The organism is Pseudomonas sp. A6, from assembly GCF_052367875.1.
Lineage (GTDB): Bacteria > Pseudomonadota > Gammaproteobacteria > Pseudomonadales > Pseudomonadaceae > Pseudomonas > Pseudomonas citronellolis.
Map to the genome: position 1 here is coordinate 3,018,529 of NZ_CP198970.1, position 22,930 is coordinate 3,041,458.

Genomic DNA, 22,930 nt, shown 5'->3' on the forward strand with positions numbered 1-22,930 from the left:
GCGCCGTCAGGCCCGCTTGGTGGAGGGCAGCAGGATAGTCAGGCAGCCCAGCAGCGGCAGGTAGGAGCACAGCTTGTACACGTACTCGATGCCGTGGATGTCGGCCAGGTGGCCGAGCAGGGCGGCGCCGATGCCGCCGAAGCCGAACATCAGGCCGAAGAACACCCCGGCGATCATGCCGACGTTGCCAGGCACCAGCTCCTGGGCGAAGACCACGATGGCGGAGAACGCCGAGGCGAGGATGAAGCCGATGATCATGCTCAGCACGCCGGTCCAGAACAGGTCGACATAGGGCAGGGCCAGGGTGAAGGGGGCCACGCCGAGGATCGAGAACCAGATCACCGTCTTGCGCCCGATGCGGTCGCCCACCGGGCCGCCGAAGAAGGTGCCGGCGGCCACCGCGCCGAGGAACAGGAACAGGTACAGCTGCGAGCTGGCCACCGAGAGCTGGAACTTCTCGATCAGGTAGAAGGTGAAGTAGCTGGTGAAGCTGGCCATGTAGAAGTACTTGGAGAACACCAGCAGCGCCAGCACCACCAGCGCGGCGTTCACCCGCCCCTTGGACAGGCCGTGGGTGGCCTTGCTGCCCTGCTTGAGCTTGAACAGGTTCAGGTGGTTGCGGTACCAGCGGCTCAGCCCGTAGAGCACGCCGATGGCGAACACCGAGAACAGGCCGAACCAGGCCACGTGGCCCTGGCCGTAGGGCACGATGATGGCCGCGGCCAGCAGCGGGCCGAAGGCGCTGCCGGCATTGCCGCCGACCTGGAAGGTGGACTGCGCCAGGCCGTAGCGCCCGCCCGAGGCCAGGCGCGCGATGCGCGAGGTTTCCGGGTGGAAGGTCGAGGAGCCAATGCCCACCAGCGCCGAGGCCAGGAGGATGGCCGGGAAGCTGCCGACGAAGGCCAGCATGAGGATGCCGATCAGCGTGCAGACGCTGCCGGCCGGCGCCAGCCAGGGCTTGGGATGGCGGTCGGTGTGGTAGCCCACCCAGGGCTGCAGCAGCGAGGCGGTCAGCTGGAAGGTCAGGGTGATCAGGCCGACCTGGGTGAAGCTCAGACCGTAGTTGGCCTTGAGCACCGGGTAGATCGACGGCAGCACCGCCTGGATCAGGTCGTTGATCAGATGGGCCAGGGCGCAGGCGCCGATCACGCGCATGACCAGGGGGCTTGCTTGGCTGGCGACGGACGCGGCAGCCGTGGGGGCGGCAGTAGTGGACATGGGACTCCGGGCAGCAAGGGGCGGCCGGCTCGCTGGCGCGGCCATCGTTTTTGGCGGAGGCCCTATGCTAGGCAGTACGTGTCCGTCCGTCTTGCGAGTTTCGGACGTCGGGTATCGAGAAACGGGCAATTCGTTTCGGGCAGACCGCCGTAGGGGGGGGCTGCAACGCGCGGGGAGCGCAAAGCAAAACGGGACGCCAGGCGTCCCGTTTCGTCATTGACCGTAGGATGGGTCGAGCGAAGCGATACCCATCACCATGGCGGGTGGATCAGGCCAGCGCGGCGAGGTCGTTGCGCAGCTCGCGGGCCGCCGCGACCATGTTCACCAGCGCCGCTTCGGTCTCCGGCCAGGCGCGGGTCTTCAGGCCGCAGTCCGGGTTCACCCACAGGCGCTCGGCGGGGATGCGCTGGGCCGCCTTGCGCAGCAGCTTGACGATCTCTTCCCGGCTCGGCACCCGCGGCGAGTGGATGTCGTACACGCCCGGGCCGATCTCGTTCGGGTAGTCGAACTTCTCGAAGGCCTCCAGCAGCTCCATGTCCGAACGCGAGGTCTCGATGGTGATCACGTCGGCGTCCATGGCGGCGATGGATTCGATCACGTCGTTGAACTCGCTGTAGCACATGTGGGTGTGGATCTGGGTTTCGTCGCGCACGCCCGAGGCGCACAGGCGGAAGGCCTCGGTGGCCCATTCCAGGTAGTGCGCCCAGGCGCTCCTGCGCAGCGGCAGGCCTTCGCGGAAGGCGGCTTCGTCGATCTGCACGATCCTGATGCCGGCGGCCTCCAGGTCCACCACTTCGTCGCGGATGGCCAGGGCCAGCTGGCGCGCCTGGACTTCGCGGGGCACGTCCTCGCGCGGGAAGGACCACATCAGCATGGTCACCGGGCCGGTCAGCATGCCCTTCATCACCTTGCCGGTGAGGCTCTGGGCGTAGGTGATCCACTCCACGGTCATGGCCTTCGGGCGGCTCAGGTCGCCGTAGATCACCGCCGGCTTCACGCAGCGCGAACCGTAGCTCTGCACCCAGCCGAAGCGGGTGAAGACGTAGCCGTCGAGCTGCTCGGCGAAGTACTCGACCATGTCGTTGCGCTCGGCTTCGCCGTGTACCAGCACGTCCAGGCCCAGGTGTTCCTGGATCTGCACGGCGTGGCGGATTTCGCTGTGCATGGCCTCGGTGTACTCGGCCTCGCTCAGCTTGCCCTGCTTGAACGACTGGCGCGCCAGGCGGATGGCCGAGGTCTGCGGGAAGGAGCCGATGGTGGTGGTGGGGAAGGCCGGCAGGTCCAGGCCGGCGCGCTGCTTGGCGATGCGCTCGGCGAAGGCGGAATGGCGCTGGGCGTCGGCCGGCTGGATGGCGGCCAGGCGGGCCTGCACGGCCGGCTTGTGGATGCGCGGCGAGGCGGCGCGGCTGGCCTGTACGGCGCGGCTCTGCTCCAGGGCGGCAACCACGTCGGCGGCCTGCGGCTCGGTGGCGGCGCGGGCCAGCACGGAAACTTCGGCGCACTTCTGCACGGCGAAGGCCAGCCAGCTCTTCAGCTCGGCGTCCAGCTTGTCTTCACGCTCCAGGTCCACCGGGCTGTGCAGCAGCGAGCAGGAGGGCGCCAGCCACAGTCGCTCGCCGAGGCGTTCCTGGGCGTGGCGCACCACGTCCAGGGCCTTTTCCAGGTCGCAGCGCCAGACGTTGCGGCCGTTGACCAGGCCCAGCGACACGACCTTGTAGGCCGGCAGGCGGTCGAGGATGCTCGGGAACTGTTCCGGCGCGCGCACCAGGTCGATGTGCAGGCCGTCGACCGGCAGGTTCGCGGCCAGGCCGAGGTTGTCTTCCAGGCCGCCGAAGTAGGTGGCCAGCAGCTTTTTCAGCGGCTCGCCCTGCAGCAGGTTGTAGGCGCGCTCGAAGGCGTTCTTCCAGTCCTGCGGCAGGTCGAGGACCAGGATCGGCTCGTCGATCTGCACCCATTCCACGCCCTGTGCGGCCAGGCGGCGGAAGATCTGCCCGTAGAGCGGCAGCAGGCGGTCGAGCAGGTCGAGCTTGTTGAAGCTGTTCGTTTCAGAATCAGCACCTTTGGTCTTGCCCAGCCACAGGTAGGTCAGCGGGCCGATCACCACGGGCTTGACGTTATGGCCGAGGGCCTTGGCTTCGTCGACCTCTTCGAACAGCTGTTCCCAGCTCAGCGCGAACTGCTGGTCGGCAGTGAACTCGGGGACCAGGTAGTGGTAGTTGGTGTCGAACCACTTGGTCATCTCTTGCGCATGGGCGCCGCCGCAGCAGCTGTCAGTGACGCCACGGGCCATGCCGAAGAGGGTCTGCAGGGTCGGCTTGGCGTCGCCATGGCCGCGGAAGCGCTCGGGGATGACGCCGAAGGTCAGCGAGTGGGTCAGCACCTGGTCGTACCAGGCGAAATCGCCCACCGGCAGCAGCTCGATGCCGGCATCCTTCTGCGCCTGCCAGTGGGTGGCGCGCAGCTGCTTGCCGACGGCGCGCAGGCCGGCTTCGTCCAGCTCGCCTTTCCAGAAGGCTTCCAGGGCTTTCTTCAGTTCGCGGTCCCGGCCGATACGCGGGAAGCCGAGGTTGTGGGCCAATGCCATGGGTGAATCTCTCCATTGAAAAACCAGTGGAGGGATTCTCGGGGTCGACGGTTCATGAGACAAACTCAATTTATTTGCGATGAAATCAAGTTTTACTCATGATCGAGCTTCGTCATCTACCTCGGCGCTCGGGCTTTCCCCGGATCGCGGATGAATCCGCTCCTACCGTTCGGCCTCTTGCGCCGAGCCTCCCTGTAGGAGCGGGTCCTGCCCGCGAATCGCGCGCAGGGCGCGCTCCTACATGGGAATGGCGTGAGTGGCGCAGCGTAGGAGCGGATCTCATCCGCGAACCGCGCCGGAATTCCCGGCTATCGCGGACAAGGTCCGCTCCGCCCTCCGGCAAACACAAGACCCGTAGGATGGCGTTGAGCGAAGCGATACCCATCACCACGACCGCATGGGTTTCGCCAAGGCTCAACCCATCCGTTGAGGCGCGCCTTGGCGCAGCCGGCAAGACAGTTGCTCCTACCGTTCGGCCTCTTGCGCCGAGTCTCCTTGTAGGAGCGGGCCCTGCCCGCGAATCGCGCGCAGGGCGCGCTCCTACAGGGGAATGGCGTGGGTGGGATAGCGTAGGAGCGGACTCCGTCCGCGATTTTCGGCAACCGGCGAACACCCTCCGCGAGCAGGAACTCGCTAGGCATCCCGCAATTCGAATCGCGGGAACAGCGCTTCCAGCTCGCCCCACAGTGCCGCTGCGCCTTGCGGGGCCGGCGTTGCAATGAGCTGCGGATCGAGCTGCCGCCCACTGCGGGCCAGTTGCACCACGAAATTCTCCACGCCCACCCCACGCAGCCGCATGGCCAGGCGCCGAAGTCGCTCCAGGTCGAACAACTGCCAATGCACCGTGCTCCTGCATTCATAGGCCACGCCGCTTTCCAGCAGCAGCTCCAGGCTGCGCCAGTTGGCCTGGCCGCTGCGGGGCACGCCGGTGATGGCGTCGGTGTCCTCGGCCAGGGCCTTCACGTCGAACCCGACCCAGTCGGTGTGCGGCAGCGCCCGGGCGAAGGCGCGCGGCTGGATGCCGGCGCTGTGCAGGCCGGTGCGCAAGCCCATCTCGCGCACCCTGGCCATGGCCCCGGGCAGCGCGGTTTGCAGGGTCGCCTCGCCGCCGCTGAACACCACGCCCTGCAGCAGGCCCTGGCGCCGTTGGAGGAAGGCGAGGACGTCCTCCCAGCGGATTTGTGCCTCGCCGCGCGCCGGGATCAGCTGCGGGTTGTGGCAGTAGCGGCAGCGCCAGGCGCAGCCCTGGCAGAACAACACGCAGGCCAGCAGGCCGGGGTAGTCGAGGGTGGTCAGGGGCACCAGGCCCCCGACCCTGAGCTCAGCGCTCATCGCGTCTCGCGGAAGTGGCAGCGCTCGCGGTGCTCGGACTGCTTGCCGGCGTTGAAGGCCGACACCGGGCGGTGGTAGCCCATCACGCGGGTCCAGACTTCGCAGCGTTGGCGTTGGCTTTCGGGCAGTTGGTTGGCTTTCATCGGTAGAGCTCCTTTCTTGCGGTTGGTGAAGCGGGGTGTCGCCGGCTCAGCCGCCGCAGCTGCCGCAGCAACTGGCGGCGCGTTGTTGCAGCAGGGCTTCGTCGCACTTCGGGCAGAACTCGTGTTCGCCGGCGAGGTAGCCGTGCACCGGGCAGATGGAGAAGGTCGGCGTGACGGTGAGGTAGGGCAGGCGGAAGCGCCCGAGGGCGTTGCGCACCAGGGTCTTGCAGGCCTCGGCGCTGGAGATGCGCTCGGCCATGTACAGGTGCAGCACGGTGCCGCCGGTGTACTTGCATTGCAGGGCGTCCTGCAGCTCCAGCGCCTCGAAGGGGTCGTCGGTGAGGCCCACCGGCAGCTGCGAGGAGTTGGTGTAGTAGGGCGCTTCCGGCGTGCCGGCCTGGAGGATGTCCGGGTGGCGCTTGCGGTCCTCGCGGGCGAAGCGGTAGGTGGTGCCCTCGGCGGGCGTCGCCTCCAGGTTGTAGAGGTGGCCGCTGTCTTCCTGGAAGCCCACCAGGCGCGCCCGCACGTGGTCCAGCAGTTCCAGCGCCATCTGCCGGCCGGCCTCGTTGTGCAGGCCTTCGCGGTCGCCGGTGAAGTTGCGGACCATCTCGTGCAGGCCGTTCACGCCGATGGTGGAGAAGTGGTTGCGCAGGGTGCCCAGGTAGCGCTTGGTGTAGGGGTAGAGGCCGGCGTCCATGTGCTGCTGGATGACCTTGCGCTTCACCTCCAGGCTGTCGAAGGCCAGCCCCAGCAGGTAGTCCAGCTGGCGGTAGAGCCCGGCGAGGTCGCCGCGGTGGCGGTAGCCCAGGCGCGCGCAGTTGAGCGTCACCACGCCGAGCGAGCCGGTCTGCTCCGCCGAGCCGAACAGCCCGTTGCCGCGCTTGAGCAGTTCGCGCACGTCCAGCTGCAGGCGGCAGCACATGGAGCGCACCTGGTTGGGCTGCATGTCCGAGTTGAGGAAGTTCTGGAAGTACGGCAGGCCGTAGCGCGCGGTCATCTCGAACAGGCGCGTGGCGTTGTCGCTGTGCCAGGGGAAGTCGTGGGTGATGTTGTAGGTGGGGATGGGGAAGGTGAACACCCGGCCGTGGGCGTCGCCGGCCTGCATCACCTCGATGTAGGCGCGGTTGATCAGGTCCATCTCCGCCTGCAGCTCGCCGTAGGCGAAGGGCATTTCCTCACCGCCGACGTAGGGGATCTGCTCGCGCAGGTCCTCCGGGCAGACCCAGTCGAAGGTCAGGTTGGTGAAGGGCGTCTGGGTGCCCCAGCGCGACGGCACGTTGAGGTTGTAGATGAACTCCTGGATGGCCTGGCGCACTTCGTCGTAGCCGAGGCCGTCCTTGCGCACGTAGGGCGCGAGGTAGGTGTCGAAGGAGCTGAACGCCTGGGCGCCGGCCCACTCGTTCTGCAGGGTGCCGAGGAAGTTCACCATCTGCCCGAGGGCGCTGGACAGGTGCTTCGGCGGCCCGGCCTCGACGCGCCCCGGCACGCCGTTGAGGCCTTCGTTGAGCAGGGTGCGCAGCGACCAGCCGGCGCAGTAGCCGGCGAGCATGTCGAGGTCGTGGATGTGCAGGTCGGCCTCGCGGTGGGCGGCGGCGATGGCTTCGTCGTACACCTCGTCCAGCCAGTAGTTGGCGGTGACCTTGCCGGAAACGTTGAGGATCAGCCCGCCCAGGGAATAGCCCTGGTTGGCGTTGGCGCGCACCCGCCAGTCTTCCCGCGAGAGGTATTCGTTCATCGAGGCGGCGACGTCCACCAGCGTCTTGCGCTCGCGGCGCAGGCGGCCGTGGCGCTCGCGGTAGACGATGTAGGCCCGCGCGGTGGGGTAGTGCGCGGCTTCCATGAGGATGCGTTCGACCACGTCCTGCACCTGCTCCACGTCCAACTCGCCCTGCTCCGGCAGGCGTGCCAGCACGCGGCGCGTCAGCGCCTGGGCATGGGCCGCGGTGAACTCGCCGCTGGCCTCGCCGGCGGCGGCGATGGCGCGTTCGATCTTGCTCGGGTCGAAGGGGGCGGTGGCGCCATTGCGCTTGCGCAGGCGGGTTGGGAAAGGGGCGTTCCGTGTCTGGGTCATTGGGCTGGATTCCACAACATGATGTGTTTTGAATTTTCAAGACAACAAGATGTTGTGGAATCTAACGGCGTCGCCCGGGAAAGGATTGACCTCGGTCAATGTTCGGCGCCGGAGGGTTTTCGCCATCGGAGGTATTGACCGGCTGTGTCTGGCGTTTGTGTAGGAGCGAGCTTGCTCGCGAATGAGCCCCGCGGCGGAGTGTGTTCGCGAGCAAGCTCGCTCCTACGAAGAGCACCCTCACCCCAGCCCTCTCCCGCAAGCGGGAGAGGGGGCCGTTCGGTGTGGGCGGATAGTTCAGCGTCAGCCGGTGAGTTCGTAGGGCGCATAACCGTTCGCGGTTATGCGCCGTTGGCCGGGCCGCCGGGGTGTCCGGTGGCATGGCTTCTCGTAGGAGCGAGCTTGCTCGCGAATGAGCCCCGCAGCGGAGTGTGTTCGCGAGCAAGCTCGCTCCTACGAAGAGCACCCTCTCCCGCAAGCGGGAGAGGGGGCTAGTCCGTGCCGAGAGGAGGGCGGTTTCAGCTTGCAGCCACGGTGCTTGCCGGCTAACTGCAAACTACCCAAGCACACCGAACGGTCCCCTCTCCCTTCAGGGAGAGGGTTAGGGAGAGGGTGCTCTTAAGCCCCACGCCCATAGTCACAGGAAAAAACACCAACCGATCCTACGAAGAACCCCTCGGCGCAGCGATCCCCATCATCAGCGCTTGCGGATCGCCACGCGCCGCGGCTTGAGGCCGCCTCCCGCGTCGGCGCCGCCGTCCTGCACGGGCTGCAGCCTGGCCCGCGCCGCGTGCAGTTTCTTGTAGCTGTCGATCAGCCGCAGGTGCCTGTCCAGCCCCTCCAGTTTCATGCTGGTCGGCGTCAGGCCGTGGAAGCGCACGCTGCCGTTCACCGAGCCCAACACCGCGTCCATCCGCTCGTTGCCGAACATGCGGCGGAAGTTGGCTTCGTAGTCGGCGATCTCCAGCTCGTCGTCCAGCACCACCTCCAGCACCACGTTCAGGGCCTGGTAGAACAGGCCGCGCTCGACCGTGTTGTCGTTGTACTGGAGGAAGGCTTCCACCAGTTCCTTGGCTTCTTCGAAGCGCTGCAGGGCGAGGTGGATCAGCAGTTTCAGCTCGAGCAGGGTCAACTGGCCCCAGACCGTGTTGTCGTCGAACTCCACGCCGATCAGGGTGGTGATGTCGGTGTAGTCGTCGACCTCGCAGTTCTCCAGGCGCTCCAGCAGCGCTTCGAGGCGGGCGTCGTCCAGGCGGTGCAGATTGAGGATGTCCTCGCGGAAGGCCAGCGCCTTGTTGGTGTTGTCCCAGACCAGGTCCTCCACCGGGTAGATCTCCGAGTAGCCCGGCACCAGGATGCGGCAGGCCGTTGCGCCCAGGTGCTCGTACACCGCCATGTACACTTCCTTGCCCAGGTCTTCGAGGATGCCGAACAGGGTGGCGGCTTCCTCGGCGTTGGACTCCTTGCCCCGGCCGGAGAAGTCCCACTCGACGAATCCGAAGTCGGCCCTGGCGCTGAAGAAGCGCCACGACACCACGCCGCTGGAGTCGATGAAGTGCTCGACGAAGTTGTTCGGCTCGGTCAGCGCCTGGCTTTCGAAGGTGGGTTGCGGCAGGTCGTTCAGGCCTTCGAAGCTGCGGCCCTGGAGCAGTTCGGTGAGGCTGCGCTCCAGCGCCACCTCCAGGCTGGGGTGGGCGCCGAACGAGGCGAACACGCCACCGGTGCGCGGGTTCATCAGGGTCACGCACATCACCGGGAAGCGGCCGCCCAGGGAGGCGTCCTTGACCAGCACCGGGAAGCCCTGTTCCTCCAGGCCGCGGATGCCGGCGAGGATGCCGGGGTACTTGGCCAGCACTTCCTGCGGCACGTCCGGCAGGGCCAGTTCGTTTTCGAGGATTTCGCGCTTCACCGCGCGCTCGAAGATTTCCGACAGGCATTGCACCTGGGCTTCGGCCAGGGTGTTGCCGGCGCTCATGCCGTTGCTCAGGTAGAGGTTCTCGATCAGGTTGGAGGGGAAGTACACCACCTTGCCGTCGGACTGGCGCACGAACGGCAGCGAGCAGATGCCGCGCGCCACGTTGCCCGAGTTGGTGTCGTACAGGTGCGAGCCGCGCAGCTCGCCGTCGGGGTTGTAGATCGCCAGGCAGTGGGCGTCGAGGATTTCCGCCGGCAGTTCGTCCTGGCGGCTGGGCTTGAACCAGCGCTCGTCGGGGTAGTGGACGAAGGGCGCGTTGGCGATGTCCTCGCCCCAGAACTGGTCGTTGTAGAAGAAGTTGCAGTTCAGCCGCTCGATGAACTCGCCCAGGGCCGAGGCCAGCGCGCTTTCCTTGGTCGCGCCCTTGCCGTTGGTGAAGCACATCGGCGACTGCGCGTCGCGGATGTGCAGCGACCAGACGTTGGGCACGATGTTGCGCCAGGAGGCGATCTCGATCTTCATGCCCAGGCCGGCGAGGATCGCCGACATGTTGGCGATGGTCTGCTCCAGCGGCAGGTCCTTGCCCGGGATGTAGGTGCGCGAATCCGCATCGGCGCTGGGCATCAGCAGCGCCTGGGCGTCGGCGTCGAGGTTTTCCACTTCCTCGATGACGAACTCGGGCCCGGTCTGCACCACCTTCTTCACCGTGCAGCGCTCGATGGAGCGCAGGATGCCCTGGCGGTCCTTTTCCGAAATGTCCGCCGGCAGCTCCACCTGGATCTTGAAGACCTGCTTGTAGCGGTTCTCCGGGTCGACGATGTTGTTCTGCGACAGGCGGATGTTGTCGGTGGGGATGTTGCGCGTCTGGCAGTACAGCTTGACGAAGTAGGCCGCGCACAGCGCCGACGAAGCCAGGAAGTAGTCGAACGGACCCGGTGCGGAGCCATCGCCCTTGTAGCGGATGGGCTGGTCGGCCACCACGGTGAAATCGTCGAACTTGGCTTCGAGCCGAAGGTTATCGAGAAAATTAACCTTTATTTCCATGCGGGTTTACCACGACAAAAAATGAGATGAATAACCCGCCATTGTAAGCGTTTTGCGCAGCGCTCCGCCCGCTCGCCCGTCCGACGCGCTATTGCCCATCCGTGCGCTGATAGCGCGCGGCCGCCCGTTGCACCCAGCCCTCGTCGAGCATCTGCCGCAGCGCGCCTTCGATCAGCTGGCGCTCGGCCGTGAGCGGGCGCTGGTGGGAGAAGCCGAGATAGAGCTCGGTGCGGCTGTCCGGCTGGAAGCGGGTGCGCACGATCTGCCGGGCCAGTTGCGGGTCGCGCAGTTCGTAGTCCACCTGGCAGTCGGTGCCTATTACCAGTTGCAGGCGGCCGAGGGAGAGCATCTGCAGCAGCTGCGTCTCGTTGTTCACGCCGAATTTCTTCAGGCGCTTGTCGGAGTCGAAGGGTTCGAAGTAGGCGGATTCCAGCACGTAGCCGATGGTGGGGCCGAGCAGGTCGTCGTAGCGGGCGATGCGCGGCGCCTCCTGCGGCGAGGCGTACAGGCGCGGGGCGCAGGCGTAGTAGGGCTGCGGCAGGTAGTCGATGTACTGCTCGCGCTCCGGGGTGCGCGCCAGGCCCGTCATCAGGTCCGCCGCGCCGCTCTGCAGGGCGGCCAGGCCGCGGGCCCAGGGCGCGCGGTGCACTTCGAAGCGCAGGCCGGTGCGCTTTTCCAGCTCGGCCAGCAGGTCCATGTCCAGGCCGGTGATGCGGCCGTCGGCGCCTTCGATGCGAAAGGGCGGCCAGTAGTCGGTCATCACCCGCAGCGGCGCGTGTTCGCTGGCGCCGGCGCTGGCCGCCAATGCCAGCAGCAACAGGCCGCCGCCCAGCCTGCAGCGGCGCCAGGCGCGGACGACGGACACGGCGAATCTGGCGAAGGGCTGGCAAGGCATACCGGCTCCCGGAACTGGAATGGGTGGCGAAGTCGGCGGCTCCCTTGCCGAGGGGCGGTGCGCGCCCCGGAGCGTTCGGTCGGCGGATTCGCCCTCAGGCGACGTCGCAGAATCCTTCCGAATTACCTGAAGGATAGCCCTCTGCCGCTACGTTGCAGAATGCCCGGCGGAAATGGAGAGGCGTAGGCGCTCGGGGTCGCCATCAAGTCCGAAGTACCTTGCGTGCAGTCGAAAGAACTCGCTGTGCGGAGAGTCATGATGACTTCAGTGGCTTTCAACACCTTGAAAAGCTGAGGGTTTCACCCTGGCACGGAAGTTGGTGATGGTTCCTGGCGCCGGTGCGTGAATCCCCGCGCCAGGCGTATCCCACTGACGACCATCAGGAGCATGTACATGCCAAGCAATGATTCCAGGTCCCCCCTTGCGGTGATCACCGGCGCCGGTTCCGGCATCGGCCTGGCCGTGGCCCGGCGGCTGCTGCGCGAGGGCACCCGGGTAGTGGCCATGGCCCGGCGCGAGGTGCCGCCGGCCGAACTCGACGAGGCCGGCGGCCACTTGTGCTGGTTGAGCGGCGACGTCACCCGCGCCGAGGACCTCCAGTGCCTGGCGGACCTGGCCCGGGAACTGGGGCCGGTGGACTACCTGCTGCCCAATGCCGGCATCGCGCAACTGGCCGACGGCCTGGACCAGGCGGCGTTCCAGCGGCAATGGGCGGTCAACGGCGCCGGCGCGCTGAACACCCTGGCCGCCCTGCGCGGGCAGATGGCGCGGCCGTCTTCGGTGGTGTTCATCGGCACCTTCCTGTCTCAGGTGAGCTTTCCGGGGCTGGCCGCCTACATCGCCTCGAAGTCGGCGCTCAAGGCCCAGGCGCGCACCCTGGCGGTGGAGCTGGCGGGCGAGGGCATCCGCGTCAACGTCGTATCGCCCGGGCCCACGGCGACGCCGATCTGGGGCACCCTGGGGCTGGACGACGAGGCCCTGGGCAAGGTCGCCGCCAGCGTCAACGGGCGCCTGCTGGACGGCCGCTTCCTGGAGGCGGAGGCGGTCGCCGATGCGATCCTCTTCATGCTCTCGGACCAGGCCCGCGGCATCCACGGCCAGGACCTGATCGTCGACAACGGCTACACCCTGCGCTGAGACCCGCCTGCGCCGCCCCCGCGCGGCGCAGGCCGCTCAGGGCTCCTGCGGCCAGTGCCCGTCGATCTCGTACCAGCTCGCCCTGGACGCGGTGTAGATGTGCTTCTGGCTGGCGCAGTGGAAGTCGCTGTCCAGGGTGCCCAGGGCCACCGCGATCCAGTCCGGGTAATCGCCCCGGCTGTCCGACCAGAACAGCGTGGCGCCGCACTGGCCGCAGAACTGGCGGCTGACCGAGGGCGAGGAGTGGAAGGTCTTCAGCAGCTCGGCGCCCTGCAGGCTCAGGGCGCTGCGCGGCACGCTGCCGTAGGTGGCGAAGGCGGCGCCATGGCCCTTGCGGCATTGGCTGCAATGGCAGTGCGAGACCGCCTTGGGCGGCCTCGACAGCTGGTAGCGGATATGGCCGCAGAGGCAGCTGCCGTGGAAGGTTTCGCTCATGTTCACGCGTCCCGGGGGTGGAAGAAGACCCGGCGCGCCAGCGGTCGGGGACGGCATCATAGCCTGGCCGCCCCCGGCGTGCCCGCTAGGCGCTCTCCGCCGGCTCCTTCAGCGCCTCCTGCACCAGCGGGTGCAGGTCGGCCTCGGGGTGCTGCGCCAGCCAGGCCGCCAGGTCGTGGCGCATGGCCGGCGTCCAGAAGCTCTGCAGGTGCTGGCGCACGCCGCGCACGGCCAGTTCGCGGTCGGCTTCGCTGGCGAAGTACTGGCCGATCTGGTTGGCCATCTTGACCAGGTTGTCGATGCTCATCGGCGCACCTCGGCTTTCTCGGCGTGGCGGCGTTCCTTCAGCAGGCGGCGCTGTTCGTCGCTGAACGCCTGGTAGCGTTTCTGCCATTCCGAGGGCTGGAAGACGCGCACCACTTCCACCGCGGTGACCTTGTATTCCGGGCAGTTGGTGGCCCAGTCGGAGTTGTCGGTGGTGATCACGTTGGCGCCGGACTCGGGGAAGTGGAAGGTGGTGTAGACCACCCCCGGCGCCACCCGCTCGCTGACCTTGGCGCGCAGCACCGTCTGCCCGGCGCGGCTGCCCACGCCGACCCAGTCGCCGTCGGCGATGCCGCGGCTCTCGGCGTCGCTGGGGTGGATCTCCAGGCGGTCCTCGGGGTGCCAGGCGACGTTGCCGGTGCGCCGCGTCTGGGCGCCGACGTTGTACTGGCTGAGGATGCGCCCGGTGGTCAGCAGCAGCGGGTAGCGGTTGTTGACCTTCTCGTCGGTGGGCACGTAGCCGGTGAGCATGAAGCGCCCCTTGCCGCGCACGAACTGGTCGATGTGCATGGTCGGGGTGCCGTCGGGCGCGGCGTCGTTGCACGGCCACTGCAGGCTGCCGTGGCGGTCCAGCTCGGCGTAGCTGACGCGGGCGAAGGTGGGTGTCAGGCGGGCGATCTCGTCCATGATCTCGGACGGGTGGCGGTAGTGCATCGGGTAGCCCAGGGCGTTGGACAGCGCCATGGTCGCCTCCCAGTCGGCCTTGCCGCCCAGCGGCTCCATCACCTTGCGCACCCGCGAGATGCGCCGCTCGGCGTTGGTGAAGGTGCCGTCCTTTTCGAGGAAGGAGCTGCCCGGCAGGAACACGTGGGCGAACTTGGCCGTCTCGTTGAGGAAGATGTCCTGCACCACCACGCACTCCATGGCCGAGAGGGCAGCGGTGACGTGCTGGGTGTTGGGGTCGCTCTGGGCGATGTCCTCGCCCTGGCAGTACAGCGCCTTGAAGCTGCCGTCCAGGGCCGCCTCGAACATGTTGGGGATGCGCAGGCCCGGCTCGGGCAGCAGGGTGACGTTCCAGGCCTGCTCGAACTGGCTGCGCACGTCGGCGTTGGAGATGTGCCGGTAGCCGGGCAGCTCGTGGGGGAAGGAGCCCATGTCGCAGGAGCCCTGGACGTTGTTCTGCCCGCGCAGCGGGTTCACCCCCACGCCCTCGCGGCCGACGTTGCCGGTGGCCATGGCGAGGTTGGCGATGCCCATCACCGCGGTACTGCCCTGGCTGTGCTCGGTGACGCCCAGGCCGTAGTAGATGGCCGCGTTGCCGCCAGTGGCGTAGAGCCGCGCGGCGGCGCGGATCAGTTCGGCGGGCACGCCGCACACCGGGCCGAGCACCTCGGGGGCGTTCTGCGGCTGGCTGACGAAGTCGCGCCAGTGGGCGAAGTCGGCCGCCTCGCAGCGCTGCTCGACGAAGCGCTGGTTCACCAGGCCCTCGGTGACGATGACGTGGGCCAGGGCGTTGAGCATGGCCACGTTGGTGCCCGGGCGCAGTTGCAGGTGCAGCTCGGCGCGGGCGTGGGGCGAATCCACCAGGTCGATGCGCCGCGGGTCGATGACGATCAGCCGCGCGCCCTGGCGCAGGCGGCGCTTGAGCTGGGAGCCGAACACCGGGTGGGCGTCGGTGGGGTTGGCGCCCATCACCAGGATGACGTCGGCCTGCATCACCGAGTCGAAGCTCTGGGTGCCGGCGGATTCGCCGAGGGTCTGCTTCAGGCCGTAGCCGGTGGGCGAGTGGCAGACGCGGGCGCAGGTGTCGACGTTGTTGTTGCCGAAGGCGGCGCGCACCAGCTTCTGCACCAGGTAGGTCTCTTCGTTGGTGCAGCGGCTGGAGGTGATGCCGCCGATGGAGTCGCGCCCGTACTTGAGCTGAATGCGGCGCAGTTCGCCGGCCGCGTGGTTGAGCGCCTCTTCCCAGCTGACTTCCTGCCAGGGGTCGCTGATGCGCTGGCGGATCATCGGCTTGGTGATGCGCTCGGGGTGGGTGGCGTAGCCCCAGGCGAAGCGGCCCTTGACGCAGGCGTGGCCGTGGTTGGCCTGGCCGTTGCGGTCCGGGACCATGCGCACCAGCTGCTCGCCCTTGAGTTCGGCGCGGAACGAGCAGCCCACGCCGCAGTAGGCGCAGGTGGTGACGACGCTGCGCTCCGGCTGGCCCAGCTGCACCACGCTCTTCTCCATCAGCGTGGCGGTCGGGCAGGCCTGCACGCAGGCGCCGCAGGACACGCACTCGGAGTCGAGGAAGTCGTCACCGCCGGCCGCCGCCACCCGCGAGTCGAAGCCGCGGCCGTCGATGGTCAGGGCGAAGGTGCCCTGGATTTCCTCGCAGGCGCGCACGCAGCGGTTGCAGACGATGCACTTGCTCGGGTCGTAGTCGAAGTAGGGGTTGGAGACGTCCTTGGCCTCGCTCAGGTGGTTGGCCCCGGCGTAGCCGTAGCGCACCTCGCGCAGGCCCACCTGGCCAGCCACGGTCTGCAGCTCGCAGTTGCCGTTGGCCGGGCAGGTCAGGCAGTCCAGCGGGTGGTCGGAGATGTACAGCTCCATGACGTTGCGCCGCAGCGTCGCCAGCTTCGGCGTCTGCGTGCGCACCACCATGCCCTCGGCCACCGGCGTGGTGCAGGAGGCGGGGTAGCCGCGCATGCCGTCGATTTCCACCAGGCACATGCGGCAGGAGCCGAAGGCTTCCAGGCTGTCGGTGGCGCAGAGCTTGGGAATGCTGGTGCCCAGCAGCGCGGCGGCGCGCATCACCGAGGTGCCGGCGGGCACGCTGATCTCGCGGCCGTCGATGCTCAGGCTGACCTGCACCTCGTTGTCGCGGGGCGGGGTGCCGAGGTCGACGATGTCGGTGGAGGGATCGAAGAGGTTGATCACTGGTCGGCCTCCGTGTGCGCCAGACCGAAGTCGGCGGGGAAGTGCTTGAGGGCGCTGGTCACCGGGTAGGAAGTCATTCCGCCCAGAGCGCAGAGCGAGCCGTATTGCATGGTGTCGCAGAGGTCCACGAGCAGCCGCGCCTGTTCCTCGCGCGCGCCGAGGTCGGTGGCGGCGATCAGCCGGTCCACCACCTCCACGCCGCGGGTGGAGCCGAGCCGGCAGGGCGTGCACTTGCCGCAGGATTCCTCGGCGCAGAACTGCAGGGCGAAGCGGGCCATGCGCGCCATGTCCAGGCTGTCGTCGGCCACCACCACGCCGCCGTGGCCGAGCATGGCGCCCATGGCGGCGAAGGCCTCGTAGTCCAGCGGGGTGTCGAACTGCGCCGGCGGCACCCAGGCGCCCAGCGGGCCGCCCACCTGCGCCGCCTTCAGCGGGCGGCCGCTGGCGGTGCCGCCGCCGTAGCCTTCCACCAGCTCGCGCAGGCTCAGGCCGAAGGCGCGTTCCACCAGGCCGCCGTGGCGCACGTTGCCGGCCAGCTGGAAGGGCATGGTGCCCAGCGAGCGGCCCATGCCGAAGTCGCGGTAGAACTGTGCGCCACGGGCCAGGATCACCGGCACCGAGGCCAGGGTGAGCACGTTGTGCACCAGCGTCGGCTGGCCGAACAGGCCCTGCAGGGCCGGCAGCGGCGGCTTGGCGCGGACCACGCCGCGCTTGCCCTCAAGTGAGTCGAGCAGGGCGGTTTCCTCGCCGCAGATGTAGGCGCCGGCGCCCACCCGCACCTGCAGGTCGAAGGCGCGGCCGCTGCCCAGCACGTCGGCGCCCAGGTAGCCGGCCTCGCGGGCGATGGCCAGGGCCTGCTCCAGGGTGTCGATGGCGTCCGGGTATTCCGAGCGCACGTAGATGTAGCCGAGGCTGGCGCCCACGGCGAGGCCGGCGATGGCCATGCCCTCGACCAGCAGGAAGGGGTCGCCCTCCATCAGCATGCGGTCGGCGAAGGTGCCGGAGTCGCCTTCGTCGGCGTTGCACACCACGTATTTCGGCGTGGCCGGGGCCTCGCGCACGGTGCGCCACTTGATGCCGGCGGGGAAGGCCGCGCCGCCGCGGCCGCGCAGGCCGGAGTCGAGCACCGCGGCGACCACCTCGGCGCCGTCCAGGGCGATGGCTCGCGCCAGGCCCTCGAAGCCGCCGTGGGCGCGGTAGTCCTCCAGGGACAGCGGCCGGGTGATGCCGGCGCGGGCGAACAGCAGGCGCTGCTGGCTCTTCAGGTAGGGAATGTCCTCCACCGGCCCCAGGGCCAGCGGGTGGCCGCTGGCGTCGACGGCCAGGGCATCGAGCAGGGCGGGCACGTCCTGCTCGCTGAGCGGGCCAAAGCCCAGGCGGCGGCCGTCGGCGTCTTCCACTTCCAGCAGCGGTTCCAGCCAGTAGAGGCCGCGGGAGCTGGTGCGGCGCAGTTCCAGCGGCAGTTGCCGGCGCTCGGCCTCGCGGGCCAGGGCGGCGGCCACTTGTTCCGCGCCCACGGCGCGGGCGACGGAGTCGCGGGGGAGGAAGAGCTTCAGCATGCGCCATCCTCCAGGCAGCCGTTGACCAGCTCGCGCAGGCGCTCGGCGGTGAGCCGCGCGTGCAGCCGGCCGTCCAGCTCCAGGGCCGGCGAGCAGGCGCAGGCGCCCAGGCAGTACACCGGGCGCAGGCTGATGTTGCCGTCGGCGCTGGTGCCGTGGTCGTCCAGCGCCAGCTGCTCGCGCAGCTGCGCGGCCAGGCGCTCGGCGCCCATGCTCTGGCAGGACTCGGCGCGGCACAGGCGCAGGGTATGGCGCGCCGGCGGCGTGGTGCGGAAGTCGTGGTAGAAGCTGATCACCCCGCGCACCTCGGCCTGGCTGAGGTTGAGGGCATGGGCGATTTCCGCGACGGCGAGGTCGGGAACGTACCCGCAGCCGTCCTGGATGGCGTGGAGGATCGGCAGCAGGGCGCCGGGGGTGTCCTTCTCGCGTGCCAGCACGTCGTGGATCAGGGGCAGGTGAAGCGTCTCATCAGGCATACAGCGTACCTCGGCATCGCGGACCGGCCTGCCATGGCGGCAAGCCTCCGGTGTCTTCGGCTGCGGCGTACCGTCCACGTCACGGCTGCGTGGTTCACCCGGTCGCCATCCCTGCCGCCGGCCGGGTGTCTTGACGCACCGGTCCGGGGGCATCCTGCAAGCTTGCCATCCTGCTCGCCCGGGGTTTGCACCCAAGCGACCCGGCGCATCCTGAAACCGACCTGCGCCCTGGCCCGGCGTCTTCCCTATTAGCGGGTTTAGCTGGTGTGCAGGCGCGGCGCCAGGGGTTGCCGATCGGCGGAAGCGCCGGGGCAACAGCGAATCAACAGTTGTTGCTCAGATAACAACAAGCCGCCCGCTTCAGGCCGCGCAAACCGGCCCGGCGGCCGCTGGAATGGTTATTGCTCGGCCCTGCGTGCAGTTCAATTTCGCCGGCCGGGCCCATGGCGGCCGCGGCCGAAGGTTCATTGCCGGGGCGGCGCCCGCCTGAGGGCCGCCCCGACCGACGAGGGATCCCGTGTGAGCGCCAACCAGCAAAGCCGCATCCTCAACCCCTTGCAGATCGCCCGCCAGCTGGCCGCCGGTTTTGCCGAGAACGCCGCCGAACGCGACGAGCGCGGCGGCACGCCCAAGGCCGAGCGCGACGCCATCCGCCACAGCGGCCTGCTGGCCCTGAGCATTCCCGGCGCCTTCGGCGGCCATGGCGCGGACTGGTCGCTGACCCTGGAGGTGGTCCGCGAGTTCGCCCGGGCCGACAGTTCGGTGGCCCACGTGTTCGGCTTCCATCACCTGATGCTGGCCACCGTGCGCCTGTTCTCGCGCCCGGAGCAGTGGCAGCCGTGGTTCGAGCTGACCGCGCGCAAGAACTGGTTCTGGGGCAATGCCCTGAACCCGCTGGACACCCGCACCCAGGTGAAGTGGTTCGACGGCTGGTGCGAGTTCTCCGGCAAGAAGAGCTTCTGTTCCGGCGCCAACGACTCGGAGATGCTGATCGCCTCGGCGGTGGACGAAAGCGCCGGCGGCAAGCTGCTGATCGCCGCGCTGCCCAGCGGCCGCAGCGGCATCGGCGTGCACGACGACTGGGACAACATGGGCCAGCGGCAGACCGACAGCGGCAGCGTGACCTTCGAGCGGGTGCGCGTGGAGCGCTCCGAGCTGCTGCTCGACCCGGGCCCGCTGAGCACGCCCTTCGCCTGCCTGCGCCCGCTGCTGGCGCAGCTGATCTTCGCCCACATGTTCCTCGGCATCGCCGAAGGCGCCTTCGAGGAGTTCCGCGGCTACACCCTCAAGGAGGCGCGGCCCTGGTTCCGTTCCAGCGCCGAGCGCATCAGCGAGGACCCGTACGTGCTGCGCCACTACGGCGACTTCTGGGTCGGCCTGGAGGGCGTGCGCCTGCTGGTGGAGCGCGCCGCCGCGCAGTTCGACGCGGCCTGGGGCAAGGAGCAGCGCCTGGGCGCCGAGGAGCGCGCGGAGCTGGCCATCGCCATCGGCACCGCCAAGGTCGCCGCCACCCGCGTGGGCCTGGAACTCTGCAGCCGCCTGTTCGAAGTCACCGGCGCCCGCGCCACCCACGCGGCGCTGCGGCTGGACCGGCACTGGCGCAACCTGCGCACCCAGAGCCTGCACGACCCCCTCGATTACCGCGTCCAGGAGCTTGGCGCCTGGGCGCTCAACCGGCAGCGACCTTCGCCCACGTTCTACTCGTAAGGAAGCCCATGCAACTGCTGACCCTCCCACCCAACCCGACACTGGCCACCTCGATCCGGGCAACCGCACAGGTCTTCGAAGACCCGAAATCGCAGGCGCTTCTCTCCCATCTGCAACAGGTCGCCCCCAGCGAGGCCAGCGTCCTGATCATCGGTGAGACCGGCACGGGAAAGGAGCTGGTCGCACGTCACATTCATAACCTGAGCGGGCGCCGCGACCGGCCCTTCGTCGCGGTGAACTGCGGAGCCTTCTCCGAATCCCTGGTGGAGGCCGAGCTGTTCGGCCACGAGAAGGGCGCCTTCACCGGCGCCCTGGGCGCCAAGCCCGGCTGGTTCGAGGCGGCCAACGGCGGCACCCTGTTCCTCGACGAGATCGGCGACCTGCCGATGCCCATCCAGGTCAAGCTGCTGCGCGTGCTGCAGGAGCGCGAAGTGGTGCGCCTGGGCTCGCGCAGGGGCATCCCGATCGACGTGCGGGTGCTGGCGGCCACCAACGTGCAATTGGAGAAGGCGATCAACGCCGGGCATTTCCGCGAGGACCTGTACTACCGCCTCAACGTCGTCACCCTGCAGCTGCCCGCGCTGCGCGAACGGCGCGGCGACATCCTGCCGCTGGTGCGGCACTTCATCGGCACCTACGGACGCAAGCTCGGCTTCGAGGCGGTCGACCTGAGCGAGGCGGCGGCGCGCAAGCTGGCGGCGTACGACTGGCCGGGCAACATCCGCGAGCTGGAGAACGTCATCCACCACACCCTGCTGGTCTGCCAGGCCGGCCGCATCGAGGCCGACGACCTGCGCCTGCCGGGGCTGCGCCCGGAACGCCTGGAGGGCGCGACTGGTGCCGACGAGCCGCTGGAAGCGCAGCTGGAACGCGCCTTCCTGCGCCTGTTCCGCGAGCGCGGCGGCGATGTGCACGGCCAGGTGGAAAGCCTGCTGGTGCGCGAGGCCTACCAGTTCTGCCATGCCAACCAGGTGCACACCTCCGACCTGCTGGGGCTCAGCCGCAACATCGTCAGGGCCCGGCTGATCGCCGCCGGCGAACTGGTGGTGAACAAGCGCCGCACGCCGGCGCCGTTGGCCAGCCGCATGGTGCGGCTGTCGATCTGAACTGGGCGGAGGAGGACGGGCGAGCACAGCTTTTCGTAGGAGCGAGCTTGCTCGCTCCTACGAAGAGCACTTCGGCGCGGCTGGGGGGACAGTCATTCCTGCGCCCTCCGGCAAACACACGCTCCCGTAGGAGCGGACTCCGTCCGCGATCCATGGCGCCGGCCCTGCCGGCGCAATCGCGGATAAATCCGCTCCTACAGGTAAACGTGCACCCCGTAGGATGGGGATTGCTTCGTGCGATACCCATCCTACGAAGCTACTCATACGGGCGAGCATGGCTTTTCGTAGGAGCGAGCTTGCTCGCGAACGAGGCTCCCTGGGGGTTCGGTGCCAGCCAAGAGCACCCTCTCCCCAACCCTCTCCCTGAAGGGAGAGGGGGCTTGTCTGTGCCAGCGGAAAGCATGGCTTCAGCCGGAAACCACCGGCGTGTCCGGCTAACTCCAGACTACCCAGCTCTGCCGAACAGTCCCCTCTCCCTTCAGGGAGAGGGTTAGGGAGAGGGGCGGAGTCAGCCCGATGCACCGGCACAACCGGGAAACGCCGTTCGCGAGCAAGCTCGCTCCTACGAAGAGCACTTCGGCGCGGCTGGGGGGACAGTCATTCCTGCGCCCTCCGGCAAACACACGCTCCCGTAGGAGCGGACTCCGTCCGCGATCCATGGCGCCGGCCCTGCCGGCGCAATCGCGGATAAATCCGCTCCTACAGGTAAACGTGCACCCCGTAGGATGGGTATTGCTTCGTGCGATACCCATCCCACGAAGCTACTCATACGGGCGAGCATGGCTTTTCGTAGGAGCGAGCTTGCTCGCGAACGGGGCTTCCTGGGGCTTCGGTGCCAGCCAAGAGCGCCCTCTCCCCAGCCCTCGGCTGCGCGCCCCGCCCTGAAGGGAGAGGGGGCTTGTCCGTGCCAACGGGAGGAATGGCCTATGCCGGATGCTTCGTGCTTGCCGGCTAACTGTGGAATACCCCCAATACGCCGAACAGTCCCTTCTCCCTTCAGGGAGAGGGTTAGGGATAGGGGCGGAGTCAGCCCGATGCACCGGCACAACCGGGAAGCACCGTTCGCGAGCAAGCTCGCTCCTACGAAAAGCGCTTCGGCGCGGCTGGCGTCTGTCATGCCCCGCGCAGGCGGCGGCCGGGGACGAAGTGGGTCGGGTCGTTGTAGCCCGGCGTGGAGGCGTGGCCGGGGGTGACCAGGGCGTCGACGAAGGCTTCGTCCTCGGCGTCCAGGCGCACGTCCAGCGCCTTCAGGTAGTCCTGCCACTGTTCCTCGGTTCGCGGGCCGACGATGGCCGCGCTGACCAGGGCGTTGTTCAGCACCCAGGCGATGGCGAACTGCACCACGCCGACACCACGCGCCTCGGCGTGGGCCTTCAGCTTCTGCGCGATCTCCAGGGACTCCGCGCGCCATTCGGTCTCCAGGATGCGCTTGTCCTGGCGCCCGGCGCGGCTGTCGGCGGCCGGCTCCACGCCCGGCAGGTACTTGCCGCTGAGCACGCCGCGGGCCAGCGGGCTGTAGGGCACCACGCCCAGGCCGTGGAATTCGGCGGCGGTGAACTGCTCGGTCTCGGCCTGGCGGTTCACCAGGTTGTACAGCGGCTGGCTGGCGATGGGCCTTGGCACGCCCAGGCGCTCGGCCACGTGGGCCACCTCGGCGATGCGCCAGCCGCGGTAGTTGGACAGCCCCCAGTGGCGCACCTTGCCCTGGGCGATGGCGTCGCCGATGGCCGCGACCGTTTCCTCCAGCGGCGTCTGCTGGTCTTCGCGGTGCAGGTAGTAGAGGTCCAGGTAGTCGGTGCCCAGGCGTTTCAGGCTGGCGTCCAGGGCCGCGGCGATGTGCTTGCGGCCCAGGCCGCGGCGGTTCGGCCAGGCGTCCGCCGGGCCCATGCCGACCTTGGAGGCCAGAACCCAGTCGTCGCGGCGCGCGGCGATGGCCTGGCCGACGATTTCCTCCGAGCGCCCGTCGTTGTAAACGTCGGCGGTATCGATGAAGTTGATCCCGCGTTCCAGCGCCTGGTCGATGATGCGCCGCGAGCTGGCGGCGTCGGTCTGGCCGCCGAACATCATGCTGCCCAGCGCCAGGGGGGAGACCTGCAGGCCGGAGCGGCCCAGGGTTCGGTAGTTCATG

16 protein-coding genes are annotated in these 22,930 nt (G+C 68.5%); 3 read left to right on the plus strand and 13 right to left on the minus strand.

What is annotated here, in order from left to right; translation table 11 throughout:
* Positions 1-6: 6 nt before the first annotated feature.
* The 7 genes from ACTWJ5_RS13690 to ACTWJ5_RS13720 form a co-directional block, all read right to left on the minus strand.
* Positions 7-1,218, minus strand: a complete 1,212-nt coding sequence (locus ACTWJ5_RS13690; protein WP_116423903.1) for an MFS transporter — start codon at positions 1,216-1,218, stop codon at positions 7-9.
* Between the two features lie 268 nt (positions 1,219-1,486).
* Entirely contained in the window at positions 1,487-3,802 is a 2,316-nt protein-coding gene (gene metE / locus ACTWJ5_RS13695) for a 5-methyltetrahydropteroyltriglutamate--homocysteine S-methyltransferase (RefSeq protein ID WP_444439031.1), read from the minus strand.
* Between the two features lie 633 nt (positions 3,803-4,435).
* Positions 4,436-5,134, minus strand: a complete 699-nt coding sequence (locus tag ACTWJ5_RS13700; RefSeq protein WP_444439033.1) for an anaerobic ribonucleoside-triphosphate reductase activating protein — start codon at positions 5,132-5,134, stop codon at positions 4,436-4,438.
* A complete protein-coding gene (gene nrdD / locus ACTWJ5_RS13705; protein ID WP_009619575.1) occupies positions 5,131-5,277 on the minus strand; it encodes an anaerobic ribonucleoside-triphosphate reductase in 147 nt (48 codons plus the stop codon). The genes ACTWJ5_RS13700 and nrdD overlap by 4 nt, the downstream gene beginning before the upstream one ends.
* Before the next feature lie 46 nt (positions 5,278-5,323).
* Positions 5,324-7,348 (minus strand): ribonucleoside triphosphate reductase, encoded by a 2,025-nt coding sequence (locus tag ACTWJ5_RS13710; RefSeq protein WP_444439036.1) that lies wholly within the window; start codon positions 7,346-7,348, stop codon positions 5,324-5,326.
* Positions 7,349-8,042: 694 nt separating this feature from the next.
* Positions 8,043-10,304, minus strand: coding sequence for an OsmC domain/YcaO domain-containing protein (locus ACTWJ5_RS13715; RefSeq protein WP_444439038.1), 2,262 nt, complete (start codon positions 10,302-10,304; stop codon positions 8,043-8,045).
* 88 nt (positions 10,305-10,392) lie between these two features.
* A complete protein-coding gene (locus ACTWJ5_RS13720; protein ID WP_135499795.1) occupies positions 10,393-11,199 on the minus strand; it encodes a substrate-binding periplasmic protein in 807 nt (268 codons plus the stop codon).
* 393 nt (positions 11,200-11,592) lie between these two features.
* On the opposite strand from ACTWJ5_RS13720, the gene ACTWJ5_RS13725 reads away from it, so the two are divergent.
* Positions 11,593-12,336: an SDR family NAD(P)-dependent oxidoreductase gene (locus ACTWJ5_RS13725; RefSeq protein ID WP_269963411.1), complete on the plus strand. Its 744-nt coding sequence runs from the start codon at positions 11,593-11,595 to the stop codon at positions 12,334-12,336.
* A 36-nt stretch (positions 12,337-12,372) separates the two neighbouring features.
* On the opposite strand, the gene ACTWJ5_RS13730 is transcribed toward ACTWJ5_RS13725, so the two are convergent.
* The 5 genes from ACTWJ5_RS13730 to ACTWJ5_RS13750 all read right to left on the minus strand — a co-directional run bounded on the left by ACTWJ5_RS13730 (position 12,373) and on the right by ACTWJ5_RS13750 (position 17,989).
* Entirely contained in the window at positions 12,373-12,771 is a 399-nt protein-coding gene (locus tag ACTWJ5_RS13730) for a GFA family protein (RefSeq protein WP_444439041.1), read from the minus strand.
* Positions 12,772-12,856: 85 nt separating this feature from the next.
* The gene (locus ACTWJ5_RS13735; RefSeq protein WP_249919757.1) at positions 12,857-13,078 is read right to left on the minus strand and encodes a formate dehydrogenase subunit delta; all 222 of its coding nucleotides are present in this window, start codon (positions 13,076-13,078) and stop codon (positions 12,857-12,859) included.
* Positions 13,075-15,954, minus strand: coding sequence for a formate dehydrogenase subunit alpha (fdhF, locus tag ACTWJ5_RS13740; protein WP_444439043.1), 2,880 nt, complete (start codon positions 15,952-15,954; stop codon positions 13,075-13,077). The genes ACTWJ5_RS13735 and fdhF overlap by 4 nt, the downstream gene beginning before the upstream one ends.
* Entirely contained in the window at positions 15,951-17,513 is a 1,563-nt protein-coding gene (locus ACTWJ5_RS13745) for a formate dehydrogenase beta subunit (RefSeq protein ID WP_444439045.1), read from the minus strand. Before ACTWJ5_RS13745 ends, fdhF begins: the two co-directional genes overlap by 4 nt.
* The gene (locus ACTWJ5_RS13750) at positions 17,507-17,989 is read right to left on the minus strand and encodes a formate dehydrogenase subunit gamma (protein ID WP_281687993.1); all 483 of its coding nucleotides are present in this window, start codon (positions 17,987-17,989) and stop codon (positions 17,507-17,509) included. The genes ACTWJ5_RS13745 and ACTWJ5_RS13750 overlap by 7 nt, the downstream gene beginning before the upstream one ends.
* 519 nt (positions 17,990-18,508) lie before the next feature.
* Here ACTWJ5_RS13750 and ACTWJ5_RS13755 point away from each other — a divergent pair.
* Both ACTWJ5_RS13755 and ACTWJ5_RS13760 read left to right on the plus strand, forming a co-directional pair.
* The gene (locus ACTWJ5_RS13755) at positions 18,509-19,696 is read left to right on the plus strand and encodes an acyl-CoA dehydrogenase family protein (protein ID WP_069865993.1); all 1,188 of its coding nucleotides are present in this window, start codon (positions 18,509-18,511) and stop codon (positions 19,694-19,696) included.
* 8 nt (positions 19,697-19,704) lie between these two features.
* Positions 19,705-20,802 carry a sigma-54 interaction domain-containing protein gene (locus ACTWJ5_RS13760; protein ID WP_444439047.1) on the plus strand — a complete coding sequence of 366 codons (1,098 nt, stop codon included), beginning with the start codon at positions 19,705-19,707 and terminating at the stop codon, positions 20,800-20,802.
* A 1,113-nt stretch (positions 20,803-21,915) separates the two neighbouring features.
* On the opposite strand, the gene ACTWJ5_RS13765 is transcribed toward ACTWJ5_RS13760, so the two are convergent.
* Positions 21,916-22,929: an aldo/keto reductase gene (locus tag ACTWJ5_RS13765; protein ID WP_444439049.1), complete on the minus strand. Its 1,014-nt coding sequence runs from the start codon at positions 22,927-22,929 to the stop codon at positions 21,916-21,918.
* Position 22,930 lies beyond the last annotated feature (1 nt).